We start from the raw sequence: 16,268 nt of genomic DNA on the forward strand, positions 1-16,268 counted from the left end.
GCTACGCCCGTTCCAGCAGGAAGTAGAAGAACTGGCCGTCGGCGAGCACCAGCTCCGGGCGGCCGTTCATGATGCCCATCAGCGTGGTGTCGTCGAGCCATTTGAAGTGGTCGAATACGGCGCGGCCGTCATAGACCATGGTGGCGGTCACCTCACCGCGGAATTCGATGTTCCACAGGGTCGCCTCGCCCTGGCCGAGTTCGACGTTGGAGAAGAGAGTGCCGTCCTCGGCACGGCAGATGAGCGGTTTGGCGTCGCCGAGCGAATGGAAGGTCTTGCCGTACCAGCGGCTCTTGGGCAGTGCCCGGCACAGCGGATGGCCGGTCTGAAAGGCGTCACCGCGCCACTGGCCGAGGATTTCCTCGGCGCGGGCGGGCCGCAACCGCCCCCACAGATCGTCGAGCTCCGCCACCGAAACGCCCTCGGCCAGCTCCCGCAGTTGCTGCCACCGTGGTTTGTCCGCGCTCATATCTGTCCCATCGACTGGATTCGGCGAACCAACTGGTTCGGCAACGACGATAGTTCCGAACCATCTGGTTCGGCAAGATAGGCTTCGGGGTATGCGCGCGGCAGGCCAGGCAACCCGGGACCGGATTCTCGCTGCCGCCAAAGCGGAATTCGCCGAATACGGCACGGCCGGCGCCCGGATCAATCGCATCGCCGCGGCCGCGAACGCCAGCAAGGACCGCCTCTACGCCTATTTCCCCGGCAAATCGGAGCTCTATGCCGCGGTCACCGAACAATGGACCCGGCAGACCACGGCCGAGACCGCGCTGCGCGCCGACGATCTCCCCGGCTACGTGGGGCGCCTCTTCGACCATTTCCTGGCCCACCCGGAAAATGCCCGGCTCCAGGCCTGGGCCGAACTGGAACCCGCCGACGAACGGATCGACCAGGTGCTGCGCCGCACCGTCGATCCCAAACTCGCCGAAATCCGCCGCGGCCAGCGGGAGGGCCTGGTCACCACCGATATCGCGGCGCCCATGCTCCTGCGCATGCTCACCGAACTGGCCCGCAGCACCGCCGTGCACGCGAGCTCCGGACCGCCCGCGCGGATCGGCACCCAGCGCTCGGCCGTGGTGCTGGCGGCACGGCGCTTGGTCGAGCGGGTGCCGGCCGAGCCATCGGACGACTGCGCCGGCCGCGATCAGACCGTCGCGGCCGGGCCGCCACCGCCGGGGGCGTCCCCGTAGACCACCAGCCAGATGGACCGGCCCAGCGCGGCCGCCAGCTCCGCGTCACCGATGCCGGTCCGCACCGCGAACGCGGTGGTGATGGAGCGCTCCACCATGGCGGCCAGCACCAGCGCGGTCGCCGCGGGTTCCAATTCGGGCGCGACCCGGCCGGCCGCACGATCGGCTTCCAGCCGGACGCGGACCAGGTCGACGAAGGTGGCCACCCGGGCCCGCCAATAGGCGCCCACATCCCGGTCGTAGGCCGCGACCTCGCTCAGCGCCAGCAGCAGGTAGCGGTGGCGGCGGAATCCGGCGATCATCGCGCTCATCGCCCGCCGCACCCCCGCTTCCCGGTCGGTGTGTTCGGCGCCCCACCACCGCTCGGCGGCCTCGAACAGATCGGCCGTGGCCAGGTCGGCGGTCCGGATCAACAGCTGGCTCTTGTCGGGGAAATACCGGTAGAAGGTGGAGCGCGCCATCTGCGCGGTGGCGGCGATCTTCTGGACCGCGATCTCGGTGAACGGAGTGCCGTCGGCCAGTAGATCCTCGACCGCCCGTAATACCCGCTGCTCGAATTCGGCCCGGCGGTCCTCGTCCGGTTTCCGGGCGGACCGCGGGGTGCGGGTCAGCGAGGGCATCCGGCGCCCGCCGGCTCGATCGCGCGGTGCAGTGGATATCGGCTCGCAAGGTCCATGGGGACATTGTGCCCGCCTTCGTACCCGCGGGCCGGTTCCCGCCGTCGCGCCAACGGGCACGACACGGTTCTCGAGACAGCCGAGGCGATCCGTCGCAGCATACGGAAAACTGTGCGGGACAGTGCGGCTCGGACGGTTGACAATCACGACGGCGCACCGCACCATCAATCGGACATAGCGTCCGAGACTCGATGACCGAGGACGGTTCCCATGGCCGACTCCCCCAGCGCGGTCGAGCAAGCCGATGCCGTGGTCGTCGGCGCCCGGTGTGCGGGTTCCGCCACCGCGGCCACCCTCGCCCGGGCAGGCCACCGGGTCGTCGTACTGGACAGCACACGCTTTCCCTCCGATACGCTGTCCACCCATCTGCTGTGGCCGGCCGGAGTCGCCGAACTGTCCCGGCTGGGTGCACTCGAGGCCGTCGAGGAACTGGGCGCGCCGCGACTCACCCGGGCCTACGCCGCCGCGGCGGGATATGCGATCACCAGTGAGTTCCCGCAGGTCGACGGGATCGACTACACCCTGTGTGTACGCCGCACCGGCCTCGACCACGCACTGGTGCGCACCGCCCGCGCGGCCGGTGCCGAGATCCGCGAGAAATGCCGGGTGACCGAGCTCGTCTGGGACGGTGGGCGGTGTGCCGGTGTGCGCTATATCGATCCCGGCGGCCGGCTCGTCGAAATCCGTGCCGCACTCGTGGTCGGCGCCGACGGCCGCCGCAGCACCGTAGCGAAACTGGCCGGAGCACTGACCCCGTACGAATCCGCACCCAGCGGGCGCGACTGCTACTTCGCCTACTGGCGCGCCCCTGACGGCGACCGGCGCGATACCGCCGCACAATGGCGGGCGGGCGCCGACCTCGGCACCGCCTTCCCCTGCGACGACGGCCTGCTGTTGAGCCTGGTCCAGCCGCCTGCCGAGGCGGGCCCGCTACGTCCCGGTGACGCCGAACGGCGCTATGCCGCCGCGCTCGACCGCATTCCTCCACTGCGGGAGCGGCTACGCGACTGCGAGAAGGTGGGACGGGTCCGGTCGGCAACCGATATCACCTCCTATTTCCGCCGTTCCAGCGGGCCGGGCTGGGCATTACCCGGTGACTCCGGTCATTTCAAGGATCCGGTCACGGCCCAGGGCATCCGCGACGCCCTGCACTACGGACGCCTGCTGGCCGAAGCCGTGGCACCGGTCCTCGACGACCCCGTCCGGCTGAACCGCGCTCTCGCCGCATGGGAGCGGCGGCGGGTACGCGAATGCCGCGAGATCTACCACTGGACCAACCGGCTCGCCCGCGGCACCGCGATGAGCCCGCTCGAAATCGAGCTGTACCGCACCGCGACCGGTGACCGGGCCCTGGCAGCCATCACCACCGGCGTCTTCTCCCGCACCCGGCGTCCCGCCGAGCTCTACACTCCGGCCCGCATGGCGCGGCTCACCGCCGGGGCGCTGTGGCACCACCGCGGCGACCCGAGGCCGGTGCTGGCCGATATCGCACACGAGATCCGCGGGGCCGCGAGCGAATTCCGCACCTCGTGCACCCCCCTGCGCGCCCCCCCCCCCGCCGCGCCCCCGTCCTCCCCCGGTACCGCCACCGCCTGACCAGGAGTTCACCATGTCGGATCAGCTGCCGAAGAAGTCAGCCTCGATCGACCGCCGCACCGCCCTGCGCGGTGCCCTCGCCGGCGCCGCGGTCCTCGCGGCCGGATCGGCGGCGAGTGGTACCGCGCATGCCGCCGCCCCCCGCCGCCGGACCCCGGGCCTACGCACCGGCGGAAAAGAGGTCGCCGTCTTCGGCGGCGGGATGGCCGGTCTGTCCGCCGCGCACGAACTCGCCGAGCGCGGGTTCCGGGTGACCGTCTACGAACCCGCCTTCCTCGGCGGCAAGGCACGCAGTATGCCGGTCCCCGGCACCGGAACCGGCGGGCGGGCGGACCTGCCCGGCGAACACGGATTCCGCTTCTTTCCCGGCTGCTACCAGAACATTCCCGACACCATGCGGCGTATCCCGTTCCCGGGAAATCCGAACGGTGTACTCGACAATCTGATCCGCGTCGAGGGGACGGTGGCGGGATTTCGCGACAAACCGCCGATCTTCGCCCCGGTGGAAGTGGGTGCGCTCGACCAGATCACCCCGGAACGCCTGCAGAACAGCATTATCGGCGCGTTGAGCTTCATCCCGGAACTGCCGCCGCACGAATTGGCCTTCTTCGCCAAACAGATGCTCATGTGGTTCACCTCCAGCACCGAACGGCGCTTCGGGCAGTGGGAGTATCTGACCTGGGAACAGATCATGCGCGCCGACGGAAAATCCCCGGCCTACCGTTCCTATCTGGTCAACGCGCTCACCCGGATCACCGTCGCGGCGAAACCTCATCTCAGTTCGGCGCGCACCATCGGCACCATCGGCGAAGCCCTGGTGCTGGCGGGAACCGGCCTGATCCCCGAATTCTCCGGTGGTGTGGACCGGATATTGAACCGCCCGACCAATGCGGCCTGGATCGATCCGTGGGTGACCTATCTGCGGAGTCGCGGCGTGCAGTTCGTCCTGGGGCAACGCGCGAGCCGGTTGAACTACGGGAACGGCCGGATCGAGTCGGTCACCGTCACCGATGGCGGCGGCGCCGCGAATTCCGTGGTCGCCGATCACTATGTCTGCGCCATGCCGGTCGAGAAGACGGTCCCGCTGCTCGACGATCCGATTCTGTCCGCCGATCCCCGGCTGGCCGGTATGCGCGAACTGCTCACCGATTGGATGGTCGGTATCCAGTTCTATCTGCGCCGCCCCACCGAAATCCCGGAGGCCCATATCGCGGCGCTGGGATCGCCCTGGGCCCTGACCGCGTTGCGGCAGGCGCCGATGTGGGTCGGGAATTTCGCCGACCTGTACGGCGACGGTTCGGTCGCCGAATGCTTCTCGGTGGATATCTCCGATTGGGATACCCCCGGAATTCTCCATCACCGGCCCGCAAAACAGTGCAGCGCGCAGGAAATCGCGAACGAGGTCTGGGCACAGCTGAAGTTGTGGCTGAACAACGGCACCGGTTGGCTGCGCGACGAGGATATTCACTCCTGGCATCTCGATCCGGGGATCAGCTGGTCCGGCGGCACCACCCATAACGAAACCCCGCTACTGGTCAATACCGTCGGTTCCTACGATCATCGGCCGACCGCGCACTGCGCCATACCGAATCTGTTCTTCGGCGGAGATCATGTGCGCAGCAATATCGATCTGGCGACCATGGAAAGCGCCAACGAATCCGGCCGGTCGGCGGCCAATGCGATCATCGACGCCGCGGACGATCCCGCGCCGCACGCGCCGGTGTTCCCGCTGGTCGCCCTGCCCGCGTTCGAGGCGGCGAAAAGGATCGACGCGGACCGGTTCCGGGCCGGACTCCCGCACATCCTGGACGTGTAGTGGGAGGCGCGCGGGTGGCACGGCGGCGTCGCGCCACCCGCGCGTGCCGGAAAACGAAGCCGTCTCCACCGCCGAACTCGCACGGCGCGCTGCGGCGACGGCCGGATACTGCGCGGCGCGGCCGAATTCACCGCGCCGCCGATTCGCGTAAAGCATTGTCGACCCGATCTTGTTCCGTGAGAATGGGTTCCGAGCCGAGATCCGGCTTCTTGGGGACCGTCGGTGCTGGGGCGCCGGCAGAACATGTGGGGAACACCATGAGAATCAAGCAACTCGCCGCCACCGCGCTGATTTCGATCGGCGCCCTCGGCGTCGCCGCGGGTACGGCGCAGGCGCAGCCCGTGGCCGCCGAGGTCGCCGTGCGCGGCGCCGAGCAGGGTATCGGCTATGTCGTGGCGCCGAACGAGGCGGGCACCGCGATCGTCACGACTCTCGACGCCGGCACCTTCGCCCGCACCGCCGACGGCGCGTCCGTCACCCTGTCGGATCCGGCGGGCCGCGTGCTCACCACGCTGCCGCTGGGCGTCGCGGCCGCCGGGCAGACCGCGCCGCTGGCGTCGGCCATCTCGGCCGACGGCCGTACCCTCACCCTGACACCGGATGCGTCCACACCGGCGGGGCAGCATGTGGCCCAGCTCGTGGCCGACCCGGACACCGAGTCACGCAAACTGCACAATGCCGGGATCGGTGCCCTGATCGGCGGCGGAATCGGTGCCGTACTCGGCTTCTTCCTCGGCGGCGTGGGCGCCCTGATCACCATTCCGATCGGCGCGGGGGTCGGCGCGCTGATCGGTTACTCCACACCCTGATCGACGAACTCGGCTGCGGCCCACCGGAACCGGTGGGCCGAGTCGGGCTCGCCACCCGGCTCCGGCGCGCCGAATTCGTTGCGCCGGAACGAGAAATCTCCGTACGGCCCCGGCCCGCACAGGCGCCGCGAGGCCGTTTTCTGTCGGACCCCCCACGTAGAATCATGCAGGTAGGACACAGTCGGAGGGGTAATATGCGGCCGGCGGACCGGCCGCATGGGAAACCACTCCGGCGCTTCGGAACCGGGGGTTCTGTGATGAGTGAAATCGGACAGGAACGATTGCTGCCGCCGCGTCAGCACGGGACGTCGTGGCGCGAATCGGAATACCGGGCCATCGCCGCGGAACTGCGGGCGGGTAAGGGGTTGCCCGAGATCGCCGCGGAACTCGGCCGGACGCCGTCGGCCGTCCAGGCGGCACTGCGCAACTTCGTTCCGCCGGAGGAGAAGGTACGCGCGAACGACCGGGCCGGCTGGATCCAGGATCGGATGGCAGCCGATCCGCAATGGGATTGGTGGGCTGTCGTACTGGACCATCATCGGCACGGCCCGTCCGCGCTCTGGCTCACCGAGCACGAGCACATCGCGCGCGGCGCCTGGCGTGACCGCACACCCATGCCGGTCCTGGCCCAGCGGCTCGATACCGCCGAAATCGAGGTGGCCGCCTTCCTGCGCGCGCTCGGGCTCGCGGAGAACCTGGCCGAGGTCGCCGATCGGCTCGGCGCGACCCCGGGTCAGGCACTGGCCAAACGCGTCAACGCGGCCCGCGATCAGGAACAGTCCGCCACCTGGATCCTGGTGGTCGACGGTGCCGCGGGCACCGTGAAACCGCGCAGCGCGCCCGTGCGCCGGCATGTCTCGGTGCACGAGAGCCGAGCCGCCGCCGAAGCGGGCCGGGATCGGGTCCTGCGCTGGCACCGCCGGACCGCGGGCGACAGCACCACACCTGTCTGGTGGACGATCGCCCAGCGCGGAGTCGGCGACTCCGCCGGCCGCACCTACTGCGGCGTTTTCACTCCGCGCCTGATCGACAGCGGGGTCCGCGCCGACGCGCTCGCGGTCGGGGACCGGATCCTGATCGCCGGATCCGACGGCAATCCCCAGGAGGCGCTGGTCGAATCGATCGCTCAGCGCGGCGAGGTCGTCGTCGCCGATCTCGGGCCGGTCGGCGATTCCCGGGTCCACCAGGTGATCGAATTCGATGCCGGGGAGCGGGTGGAGGTGCTCACCGCCCGGGAGTGACGGTTCGCTGCTGCCCGGCCGCTTCCGCGCGGCCGGGCATCAGCGCGGAGGCGACCACAATGGCCACGGCCATCACGGCCACCGCCACGAACACCAGATGCACCCCCTCGGCCAGCGCTGCCGGCGAGGGGGTGCCGGTATCGCCCACCCGCGAATTCACGAGTGCGCCGAATACGGCCACACCCACGGCACTGCCGATGGACCGGGCGAACATATTGGCCGAGGTCACCACCCCGCGTTCGCCCCAGGTGGCGCTGGTCTGGGCGGCGATCAAGGTCGGACTCGCCACCAGCCCCATGCCGAGACCGATGATGAAACAGGTGGCCGCCACCTGGGCAATGGAGGTCGCGGGCCCGATGAACAGGGTGCCGACGGCCCCGACCGTGGCCGTGACGCCGCCGATGAGTGCGGTGCGCCGGAAGCCGATCCGCAGATACACCCGGCCGGACTGGGATGCCGAGACCGGCCAGCCCAGGGTCAGCGCGCCGACCGTCAGCCCGCCCACCACCGCCCCGGCGCCCAAAACGCCCTGGGCGAAGGTCGGCACATAGGACGTGAGACCGAGTAGCAGCGCACCCACCAGCGCGGAGATCGCCGAACTGGCGACCACGACACGGCGGGTGAAAAGCCACAGCGGCAGCACCGGATCGGCGGCCCGGCGTTCCACGAGGACGAACAACACCAGTACCGCGGCACCGCCGGCGAAGATCGCGATACTGATCGGCGCGTCCCAGGCCCAGGCGCGGCCGCCCTCGAGCAACCCGAGGATGAGCGCACCCGCCCCGGAGGTCAGCAACACCGCACCCGCGTAGTCCACCCGTCGGCGTTGCCGGGCCGGGGTCTCGGTGAAGTGACGCAGCAGCATCCACCCGGCCCACGCCGACAGCGGCAGGTTGACCAGGAAGATCCACCGCCAGCCGACGTATTCGGCGAATACGCCGCCCAGCAGCGGACCCGAGACCGAAGAGAAGGCCCAGACGCCCGCGAGATAGCCCTGTACCTTCGCGCGCTCGGCCAGGGTGTACAGGTCTCCGGCGATGGTCATGGTCATGGGCTGGATGGCCCCCGCGCCGATACCCTGCACGGCCCGGAACACGATCAGCCACAGCATGCTGCCCGCGAGCCCACACAGCAGCGAGCCGACAGCGAAGACGGCGATGCCGAACAAGAGCACCGGTTTACGGCCCACCGTATCGGCGATCTTGCCGTACACCGGCACCGTGACGGCCTGGGCGAGCAGATAGACGGAGAACAACCACGGGAACTGGGCGAAACCGCCCAGGCTCTCGGTGATGGTGAGCACCGCGGTCGCGATGATGGTGGAATCGAGTGCGATCAGACCGGTGGCCAGCATGAGCGATCCGAGGATCGGGCCACGTTCGGAGCGGAGCCCCACTTCGGTTCGCACCGTCTCCGCCACCACTGCCGCACCTCTTTCTCCGGACCGGACACCTCAACACGATCGCCGGGTCACCGTATTCCCCACACCACCGCGGGCGCCGCCGCATTTCCACATGATGAGACGGGAGTGTCCCTTGCCGAGCCCGGCGACGGCGGCCCACCATCTATATCGGCACCATGAACGATGCCGGGTGCGGTGTTGTGCAGCGGAGCAACGCTGGTTCCCGAGCCGCTGTGAGCCCGCACAGAGTGTGCTGTGGCACAACGGGATCGGTGGATAGCATCCGCGCCATGTGTACACCGCTACGTGCGCTCCGCCCCGGCGTTTCGGGCCGAATCCTGCTCGGTGGGCCGGCCGTCGCCCTCGCGATTCTCACCGCCGGCTGTGGCGGCGCGGCCGAACCCGCGGACCCCGCGGCGATCTGGGATCCGTGTGGTCTCCCCGCCGGTCTGCTCACCGATTCGGGGTTCGCGCCCGGCTCGATCCGGCGCGATGTGGCCACCGAACCGGGCTGGGCGGGCTGCGGGTGGAGCAGCGAGCGGGCCGCGCTGCGCGTGCTGTTCTCCGCCGACGGTTCGCCGGACGAGGTCGCCGGTGACGGCGACACCCGCACCGAGGTCACTCTCGCGAACCGCACCGGCCGGCTACTGCACACCGGCGCCGCCGATACCGCGACAACGTGCACCGTCGCCCTGCCCACCGCGGGCGGCGGCGTGGTGCGGGTGCGGGTCGACAGCGCCCCGGCCGCAGCCGAGAACGCCTGTACCCGAGCCGAGCGCGCGGCAAGCACCCTTGCGCCCGCGTTTCCGGTCTGATCAGCGGGTTCGACCATAACTCGTACCACTGTGACCGGTCACAAGCCGGAAGGTTGGTGCCTGCACGGTCGTCCAGTCGAGTTCGCAAAGCCGCCCGGAATACGACACATGATCATTACTGTGGAGCCGCAGTCTCGCCACCCAGGGGTAGAAGGAGTCAGCAGCATGACCGTCGACACGACCAGAACCAAGCTGACGCTATCCGGCCAGCCCATGTCCGCGCCACTACAGGATGTGCGCACACTGTCCCGTCACATGGTGGGCCATTTCGTGGAGAACGTGGTCCCTTGCGGCACGCTGCCGGGCGATGCGATCCACGGCGATGTCACCACCATCACCCGGACCTGCCTCGAACTCGCCGTCAGCATGCTCGACGGTAAGGACATTCCGGAGAAGACCCGTCGGCTGGAGAACGCCGCCGCCGGCTGGGCGCGCGAAGGCGTCCCGATCGACACCATCCATCACGCGGTGCACGAAGGTTTCCGGCTCGGCCTGGACCTGGTGGTGTCCAATGCGACCGTCACCGACTATTCGGCGCTGGTCGACGGGGCCAAGCTGGTCGTCGAAATGCTGGATACGATGACCGTCTGTATCTCCATGGCCTACGTCCGCGAACTGCGGTCGGTGGTGAGCGAACACCACACCGCCGTGCACACCCTGACCTCCGCGCTGCTGGGTGGGCACAGCACCTCCACCATGGCCCGCGAATGCGGGATCGAGATCGCCCCCGCCTACACCGTGCTGGCGATGGCCATTCCGGCGCATCCGGACGAAGCGGTCCCGGCGCTGGACGGCAAGGTGGTCGCGCGGCGCAAACTGCGCCGCGTCCAGGCCGAACTGGCCACCCGCTGCGAGGATTCGGCGCTGTCGCTGCTGAGCGTCGACGGAGGCACGGTCCTGCTGCCCGCCGACATCTTGACCGGTGAGCAGCTCGACGAACTGGTCGCGCAGCTGTCACGCGCGGCCCAGGTGCCGGTCAGCGCCGCGGTGGTGGAGGCCCCCACCGCGGAGGTGCCCTCGGCGGCGGATCAGGCGCACGAACTGCTGGATATGGTCCAGCGGCTCGACTGTGTGCCCGGACTGTACCGGTTCGACGATATGGCGCTGGAATACCAGCTGACCCGGCCCGGCCCCGGCCGCGAATACCTGGGATCGCTCCTGGATCCGCTCGATGATCATCCGGAACTGCTGGAGACCCTGCAGCGCCATATCAGCAACAACCTGAACCGGCAGCGCACCGCGCGTCTCATGCACATCCACACCAATACGATCGACTATCGGCTCAAACGGGTCGCCCAGCTCACCGGCTTCGATCCCACGCAGCCGTCGGGCCTGTGGTATCTGCGGTCCGCGCTGGTCGCACGCAGCTACCGGGCGAACTGACCCCTAGCCCCGCTCCCGGCCACTGCGTACCTGCGCCACATAGGCGCGCGACACCGCCGCGGTGAGCGTATCGAGCACATCGACGACGAAACATCCGTCCACGCTCCCGGCCGCGGCGTCCAGGGTCCGCCGCGCCGCCGAACTACGCAGGCCCAGACCACTTTTCACCCCTTCATGCAGGGCATGCTGAATGATCTCGAGCGGCACCTCCTCGCGCGCCCAGCGCGCGGCGGCCACCTCGAGCCGGGCCAGTACCTGACGTCCGGACGGATCCGAATCGTCGAGCAGTGCCAGCGCCATGCCCAGTCCCACCCGGAAGGCCGTCTCGAAGTCCGCTCCCGGCCGTTCGCGCGCCGCCGGGCGGGCGCTGTCGGCCGACCAGATTCGCATCAGCTCCGCCGGATCCGGCACCTCGAACACCTGCCCGGACTCCTCCGGCTCACGGTCGTACTGCTCACCCGTGCACATACGTGCTCCCTCCACCAGCGACCGGCAACCGATATGGACAAACGTATAGTTACCCACCCTTCTCCGGCCGACACATCGCCCGGACTTCGGTCCACCTCGGAACTCGGGTCGGCAAAGATAGTGAGACGTCCCATCAACAGATACTTCGGTTTCGTGCCGTCGCCCACCGGCACCGCCCGGTCGCCACGGGTCCGGCCCACGACGCGCGCCCCGCCGCGCTCCCCGGTTAAGGTGCGGCGGTGGATACCGGTGATCTGATAGACCGCAGCAGTTCCATCGCGGAACGGCTCACGACGACCCAGGCGGCGCCGCCGTCGTGGCTGGTACTCGCCACCGCCGTGGCGGCGCTGGTACTGGTGGCCTACGGCCCGCTGTGGCGCATCACCCGCAATGTGGTCACCATCGCGCACGAGGGCGGACACGCGTTGGTGGCGCTGCTGAGCGGACGCCGGCTCAATGCCATCACCCTGCATTCGGACACGTCGGGGCTCACGGTGTCCAGCGGAAAACCCTACGGGCTCGGCATGATCCTGACCGCGCTGGCCGGCTACCCGGCCCCTCCCCTGGTGGGACTCGGATTCGCCGCGCTGCTGGGCGCCGGGCGCATCACCCTCATGCTGTGGACCGCGATCGCCGCGCTGGCCGTGATGCTCGTGATGATCCGGAACGTGTACGGCGTCATCTCCGTGGTGAGTACCGGCGCACTGGTTTTCGGGGTGTCGTGGTTCGGTTCCGATGCGCTGCAGGCCGGATTCGCCTACCTCGCGACCTGGCTGCTGTTGCTGGCCGGCAGCCGCCCGGTACTGGAGCTGCAGCGCACCCGCTCCCGGATGCGTGACGGCACCACCGACGCCGATCAGCTGGCCCGGCTCACCCGGCTGCCGGGCCTGCTCTGGGTGGCCGTCTTCCTGGCCGTCGCCCTCGGCGCACTCGTGGCCGGGGCGGGCCTGCTGCTGTCGGCGACCGCGGGGATCTGCCTGCCGGTCCCCAACGGCGCGGACTGCCCGGCGAACTGATCCCGCCGGGCCGCGCTCAGCCGGCGCTCTCGGCCTCGGCGAGTTCCTTCTTCCAGACCCGGAAGCTCTCCTCGGTCCGGCCCCGGCGCCAGTACCCGGAAATGGAGGCGAACTCCGCCGAGACACCGCGTTCCTTGCGGATGTAGGAGCGCAGGTTGTGCATCACGGCCTGCGCCTCCCCGTGGATGAAGACCTGCGCCCGGCCCGGCAGCCACGGCGCCGCACGGACCGCGCCGATCAGGGGTGCGTTATCGCCGGCGCGGTCGTCGCCGACCTCGTGCGCGCCGCCACCGCGGTGTACCCAGGTGACGTCCACCAGCGCCTTGGTGGTCAGTGTGATCTCGTCGGCCGCGTCGGCGACCTCGATGAACACCTTCGCGGGCGCCCCCTCGGGCAGTGCCTCGACGGCGGCGGAGATGGCGGGCAGGGCCGCCTCGTCACCGGCGAGCAGATGCCAGTCGGCGTCCGCGCGCGGCGCGTAGGCCCCGCCGGGCCCGAAGAACGTGGCCTGTTCGCCGGGCTGTACCGCGGCGGCCCACGGGCCCGCGATCCCCTCGGCGCCGTGCACCACGAAGTCGATGGCGATCTCGCGGGCCGCGGTGTCCACCGAACGGACCGTGTACGTGCGCATCACCTCACCGTCGGGCCGGTCGAACAGCAGTTTCACATACGCGTCGGTGTACTCGCTGGCATCGAAATCGTCGAATCCGGGATCACCCAGATACACCCGCACGATATGGGGGCCGAGCCACTCCGTCCGGGCGACGGTCATGGTCGTGCGCTTTCTGGCCATCCGGCCTCCTTCATTAATTAGGCTTACCTAAGCGAACGTACCAGCCGGGTCGGGCGGGTTGTGTAGCGTCCGTCTCCTACTGACCGAAATATCCGGCAAGGAACCGTTTTTGGGTTAACCTCACACAAACTTCCGGACGAAGGCACCAATCATGACCGCGGCAACCGTCATCCGCCCGCTGGCGCCCAGCGAACAGATCTTCGCATTCAGCGAGGTCTTCGTCGGATACTGCGCCCGAATGTCCGGGCGGATCGATCTCAGCGCGCTGACCGCCGCCTTCGAAGTGCTGGTCACGGCCCATCCCATCCTCGGAGCGCAGCTCGCGCCCACCGAGCCGGTCGGACACACCCTGGTCACCTCCGGTCCGCCCGAGATCGTGCTGACCGTCGCCGACGGCGACCCCGAACAGCTGCTCACCGGCGCCGAACCGGATCAGCGACGAGCCCTGGGCACACTGCACGTGGTGCGCTCGGGGGATACCGCGGGCGTCACACTGCTGGTGCATCACAGCATTGCCGACGCCACCCATGCCCTGCACCTGCTCGAGCAGCTGTGGCATTGCTATGTGGCCGCCGCGGCCGGACGGGCACCCACGCTCCCGCCCACCAGGCAGCCGATGCCGGTGGAAGATCTGCTCGCCGGCCGGGGAGTCGTACGCCGGCCCGTCTCGGGCGGTACCGAGCCGCCGCGGGCCGCTCCGCCGCTGCCCCCGGCGGATGCGCTCAACGCGAACGAACACCCGTACCCGCCCTTGCGGACCACGCGCTGCCGGCTGAGCCGGGAGCAGACCGGCGCGCTTGTCGCGTACGGGCACCGGGCGGGGGTGACGGTGCACAGCCTGGTGGCGGCCGCCCTGCTGCTCACCGAATCCGAGGCACGGCAGCTGCCGGTCGGCGAACTGCTGTGTTCGTATTCGGTGGATCTGCGCCGCCGGGTCCGGCCTCCCATCGCCCCGACGGAGGGAACGAATGTGCTGGGCTTCGCCGGTTACCGGCCCGGTCCCGGTGCCGAGGCCACGCTCCCGGCCCTGGCGCACGGAGTGTTCCACGCCCTGCGCACCGACCTCGCCTCCGGCTACATCCAGCAGACCCCGCTCCAGCTCCCCGACACCCTGGCCGCGCCCCCCGCCAACCCGTTCGACACGGTGATGACCACGAACTGGGGCCGATTACCCCGGCTGTCGGTGCCCACCCTCCGGATCCACGACTTCCGCACCACCATGATCGCCAAACCCGATCCGACCGGACGCCGCCCCCCGCAGGCCGGCGGCGGTACCAGCATCATCACCACCTACGACGACCGTCTCAGCGTCGAGATCCACCATCCCCCCGAGTTCACGCCGGTGCAGACACCCCGGATCGAACGGCTGGAAAATCTGCTCACCCGCCTCTGACCCACGCCGAGCCGGGGCGATGGTCCCAGTGCGTCGTTGCCGAGCGGGCACCGCCGCGAGACCGCGAGCCCGAGCACCGCTCCGGCGCACACGGACCGGGGATCGGGCACCGGGTGTTCAGACCCCCTGGAGCGAGGCCAGCTCGAGCACCGTGATATCCGACGGGGCCGCCACCCGCACCGGCGGACCCCAGGCACCGGCGCCGCGGGTGACATACAGCGCGGTCGCCCCGTACAACTCCAGCCCCGCCACGGTCGGATTGGGCAGCCGCGCGATCAGATTGCCCGGCCACAGCTGCCCGCCGTGGGTGTGCCCGGACAATTGCAGGTCGACCCCGTAGGCCACCGATTCGTGGACCACGACCGGCTGGTGGGCCAGCAGCACACAGGCCCGGCCGGTGTCCCGGCCGTCGAGAGCCGCCGCGAAATCGGGTCCCCGGCCGATGGCGGTCCCCCTCGGATCGTCCACCCCGGCGAGATCGAAATCCGGCAGCGGCACCCGATCGTTGAGCAGCACCTTCATCCCCAGTTCACCGGCCCGGGCGAGCCACGCGTCGGCGTCGGCGAAGTATTCGTGGTTGCCCGGTACGTAGTAGACGCCCAGGGGCGCGGTCAGAGCGGCCAGCGGGTCGGTTTCGGCTCGCAGGTCGTCCACCGTGCCGTCGGCGAGATCGCCGACGACCGCGATGAGGTCGGGACGGGTGTCGTTCACCGTGCGCACCACCCGTTCGCAGAACCCGCGGCCCAGCGCCGGGCCCAGATGCAGATCGCTGACCAGGGCGATCCGCAGTCCGTGGGCCTGTGCGGGCAGTTTCGCCAGCGGTACGGTGACCCGCCGGACCACCGGCCCGTTCAGGACCCCGTAGGTACCGGTCCCCACGATCGCGCCGGCCGCGATCACGGTGGCCCCGGCGGCCAGCCGGGAGACGAGTAGTCGTCGCGACAGGGGGCGCGATACCGGTGGTGGCGGCGCCTCGCCGGATACCGCGGCGCCGGGGTCCGTCCCGAGGGGGGCCGCCGGGCCGGGGTGGGCAGGCCGGGGGGTGCCCGGACCGGGCGATTCTCCCACCGCGGCGCCGACCGGCTGCGGTGTCACACCCGATTCGACGGCTCCGGGCGCCGCGGCGGAGGTTTCGCCCCCACCGACCGGTGCGGCCGTGCCGGCGTCACGCCGGACCAGGCCCCGCAGCAGCAGTGGCCGGACGACCTCCCCGGCCAGTACGCCGAGCAGCAGGTAGAGGAACAGCGCCGCCCACAGGAATCCGGGCCAGGTCAGCCAGCGCCAGTCGGCCCGGTCCACCTCCACGAACATCACCGCGAAGGCGCCACACATCGCGATCGCGCCGGCCCCGAGGACGATGCCGCCGGGTATCCGCCAGCGAGATCCGTCCCGCGTGGTGTCGCGAACGAGCCGCCGCCACAGGTACCAGTGCAGGCCGGCGATCAACCACGCCACGGCCAGTCCGGTGAGCACGGAAACTACTACCACGGAGGATGCCTCTCCCGACCGATTGATTGTGCGGCTGATGAATCTACCCCTCGCCGCCCGGCCCGCCGTGGCCCCCGCACCCGTTATCCCGCCCGGCGGCGGCACGCACATCCGCGTGACCCGTCCGGCAACCATGGATAACTCCATGTCGCCGTGATCATCGGGTAGCTCAGCATCA

15 protein-coding genes are annotated in these 16,268 nt (G+C 69.8%); 9 read left to right on the plus strand and 6 right to left on the minus strand.

The window, feature by feature from the left end; all coding sequences use genetic code 11:
- Position 1 precedes the first annotated feature (1 nt).
- Positions 2–469 (minus strand): DUF4334 domain-containing protein, encoded by a 468-nt coding sequence (locus IG75_RS0108360; RefSeq protein ID WP_030520597.1) that lies wholly within the window; start codon positions 467–469, stop codon positions 2–4.
- Positions 470–560: 91 nt separating this feature from the next.
- Here IG75_RS0108360 and IG75_RS36175 point away from each other — a divergent pair, with 91 nt between their 5' ends.
- Complete coding sequence (locus IG75_RS36175) at positions 561–1,193, plus strand: TetR/AcrR family transcriptional regulator (RefSeq protein WP_051714333.1); 633 nt, start codon at positions 561–563, stop codon at positions 1,191–1,193.
- On the opposite strand, the gene IG75_RS0108370 is transcribed toward IG75_RS36175, so the two are convergent.
- Complete coding sequence (locus IG75_RS0108370; RefSeq protein WP_030520599.1) at positions 1,148–1,813, minus strand: TetR/AcrR family transcriptional regulator; 666 nt, start codon at positions 1,811–1,813, stop codon at positions 1,148–1,150. The two genes, IG75_RS36175 and IG75_RS0108370, sit on opposite strands and share 46 nt — an antisense overlap.
- Positions 1,814–2,080: 267 nt before the next feature.
- On the opposite strand from IG75_RS0108370, the gene IG75_RS0108375 reads away from it, so the two are divergent.
- The 4 genes from IG75_RS0108375 to IG75_RS0108395 all read left to right on the plus strand — a co-directional run bounded on the left by IG75_RS0108375 (position 2,081) and on the right by IG75_RS0108395 (position 7,332).
- Positions 2,081–3,466, plus strand: a complete 1,386-nt coding sequence (locus tag IG75_RS0108375) for an NAD(P)/FAD-dependent oxidoreductase (RefSeq protein ID WP_036543822.1) — start codon at positions 2,081–2,083, stop codon at positions 3,464–3,466.
- Positions 3,467–3,479: 13 nt separating this feature from the next.
- Positions 3,480–5,282: a hydroxysqualene dehydroxylase gene (locus tag IG75_RS0108380; protein WP_030520601.1), complete on the plus strand. Its 1,803-nt coding sequence runs from the start codon at positions 3,480–3,482 to the stop codon at positions 5,280–5,282.
- A 257-nt stretch (positions 5,283–5,539) separates the two neighbouring features.
- Complete coding sequence (locus IG75_RS0108385) at positions 5,540–6,091, plus strand: DUF8020 domain-containing protein (RefSeq protein ID WP_030520602.1); 552 nt, start codon at positions 5,540–5,542, stop codon at positions 6,089–6,091.
- A 257-nt stretch (positions 6,092–6,348) separates the two neighbouring features.
- A complete protein-coding gene (locus IG75_RS0108395) occupies positions 6,349–7,332 on the plus strand; it encodes a hypothetical protein (RefSeq protein WP_030525791.1) in 984 nt (327 codons plus the stop codon).
- On the opposite strand, the gene IG75_RS0108400 is transcribed toward IG75_RS0108395, so the two are convergent.
- On the minus strand, positions 7,316–8,755 hold the full coding sequence (locus IG75_RS0108400; RefSeq protein WP_030520605.1) for an MDR family MFS transporter: 1,440 nt from the start codon (positions 8,753–8,755) through the stop codon (positions 7,316–7,318). The two genes, IG75_RS0108395 and IG75_RS0108400, sit on opposite strands and share 17 nt — an antisense overlap.
- 269 nt (positions 8,756–9,024) lie before the next feature.
- On the opposite strand from IG75_RS0108400, the gene IG75_RS0108405 reads away from it, so the two are divergent.
- Together IG75_RS0108405 and IG75_RS0108410 are read left to right on the plus strand one after the other, a co-directional pair.
- Complete coding sequence (locus IG75_RS0108405) at positions 9,025–9,549, plus strand: DUF3558 family protein (RefSeq protein WP_030520606.1); 525 nt, start codon at positions 9,025–9,027, stop codon at positions 9,547–9,549.
- Between the two features lie 165 nt (positions 9,550–9,714).
- Complete coding sequence (locus IG75_RS0108410; protein ID WP_030520607.1) at positions 9,715–10,932, plus strand: PucR family transcriptional regulator; 1,218 nt, start codon at positions 9,715–9,717, stop codon at positions 10,930–10,932.
- Between the two features lie 3 nt (positions 10,933–10,935).
- Here IG75_RS0108410 and IG75_RS0108415 read toward each other — a convergent pair whose 3' ends face one another.
- Complete coding sequence (locus IG75_RS0108415; protein WP_030520608.1) at positions 10,936–11,400, minus strand: RsbRD N-terminal domain-containing protein; 465 nt, start codon at positions 11,398–11,400, stop codon at positions 10,936–10,938.
- A gap of 239 nt (positions 11,401–11,639) precedes the next feature.
- Between IG75_RS0108415 and IG75_RS0108420 the strand changes: the two genes are divergently transcribed.
- The gene (locus IG75_RS0108420; RefSeq protein WP_036512318.1) at positions 11,640–12,416 is read left to right on the plus strand and encodes a M50 family metallopeptidase; all 777 of its coding nucleotides are present in this window, start codon (positions 11,640–11,642) and stop codon (positions 12,414–12,416) included.
- 16 nt (positions 12,417–12,432) lie between these two features.
- On the opposite strand, the gene IG75_RS0108425 is transcribed toward IG75_RS0108420, so the two are convergent.
- Positions 12,433–13,209 (minus strand): siderophore-interacting protein, encoded by a 777-nt coding sequence (locus tag IG75_RS0108425; protein WP_030520610.1) that lies wholly within the window; start codon positions 13,207–13,209, stop codon positions 12,433–12,435.
- A 151-nt stretch (positions 13,210–13,360) separates the two neighbouring features.
- Here IG75_RS0108425 and IG75_RS0108430 point away from each other — a divergent pair, with 151 nt between their 5' ends.
- Positions 13,361–14,602 carry a phthiocerol/phthiodiolone dimycocerosyl transferase family protein gene (locus tag IG75_RS0108430; protein ID WP_051714334.1) on the plus strand — a complete coding sequence of 414 codons (1,242 nt, stop codon included), beginning with the start codon at positions 13,361–13,363 and terminating at the stop codon, positions 14,600–14,602.
- A 117-nt stretch (positions 14,603–14,719) separates the two neighbouring features.
- On the opposite strand, the gene IG75_RS0108435 is transcribed toward IG75_RS0108430, so the two are convergent.
- On the minus strand, positions 14,720–16,090 hold the full coding sequence (locus IG75_RS0108435) for a metallophosphoesterase (protein ID WP_030520612.1): 1,371 nt from the start codon (positions 16,088–16,090) through the stop codon (positions 14,720–14,722).
- Positions 16,091–16,268: the final 178 nt, after the last annotated feature.

The organism is Nocardia rhamnosiphila NBRC 108938 (genome assembly GCF_000720425.1).
Taxonomy (GTDB): Bacteria; Actinomycetota; Actinomycetes; order Mycobacteriales; family Mycobacteriaceae; genus Nocardia; species Nocardia rhamnosiphila.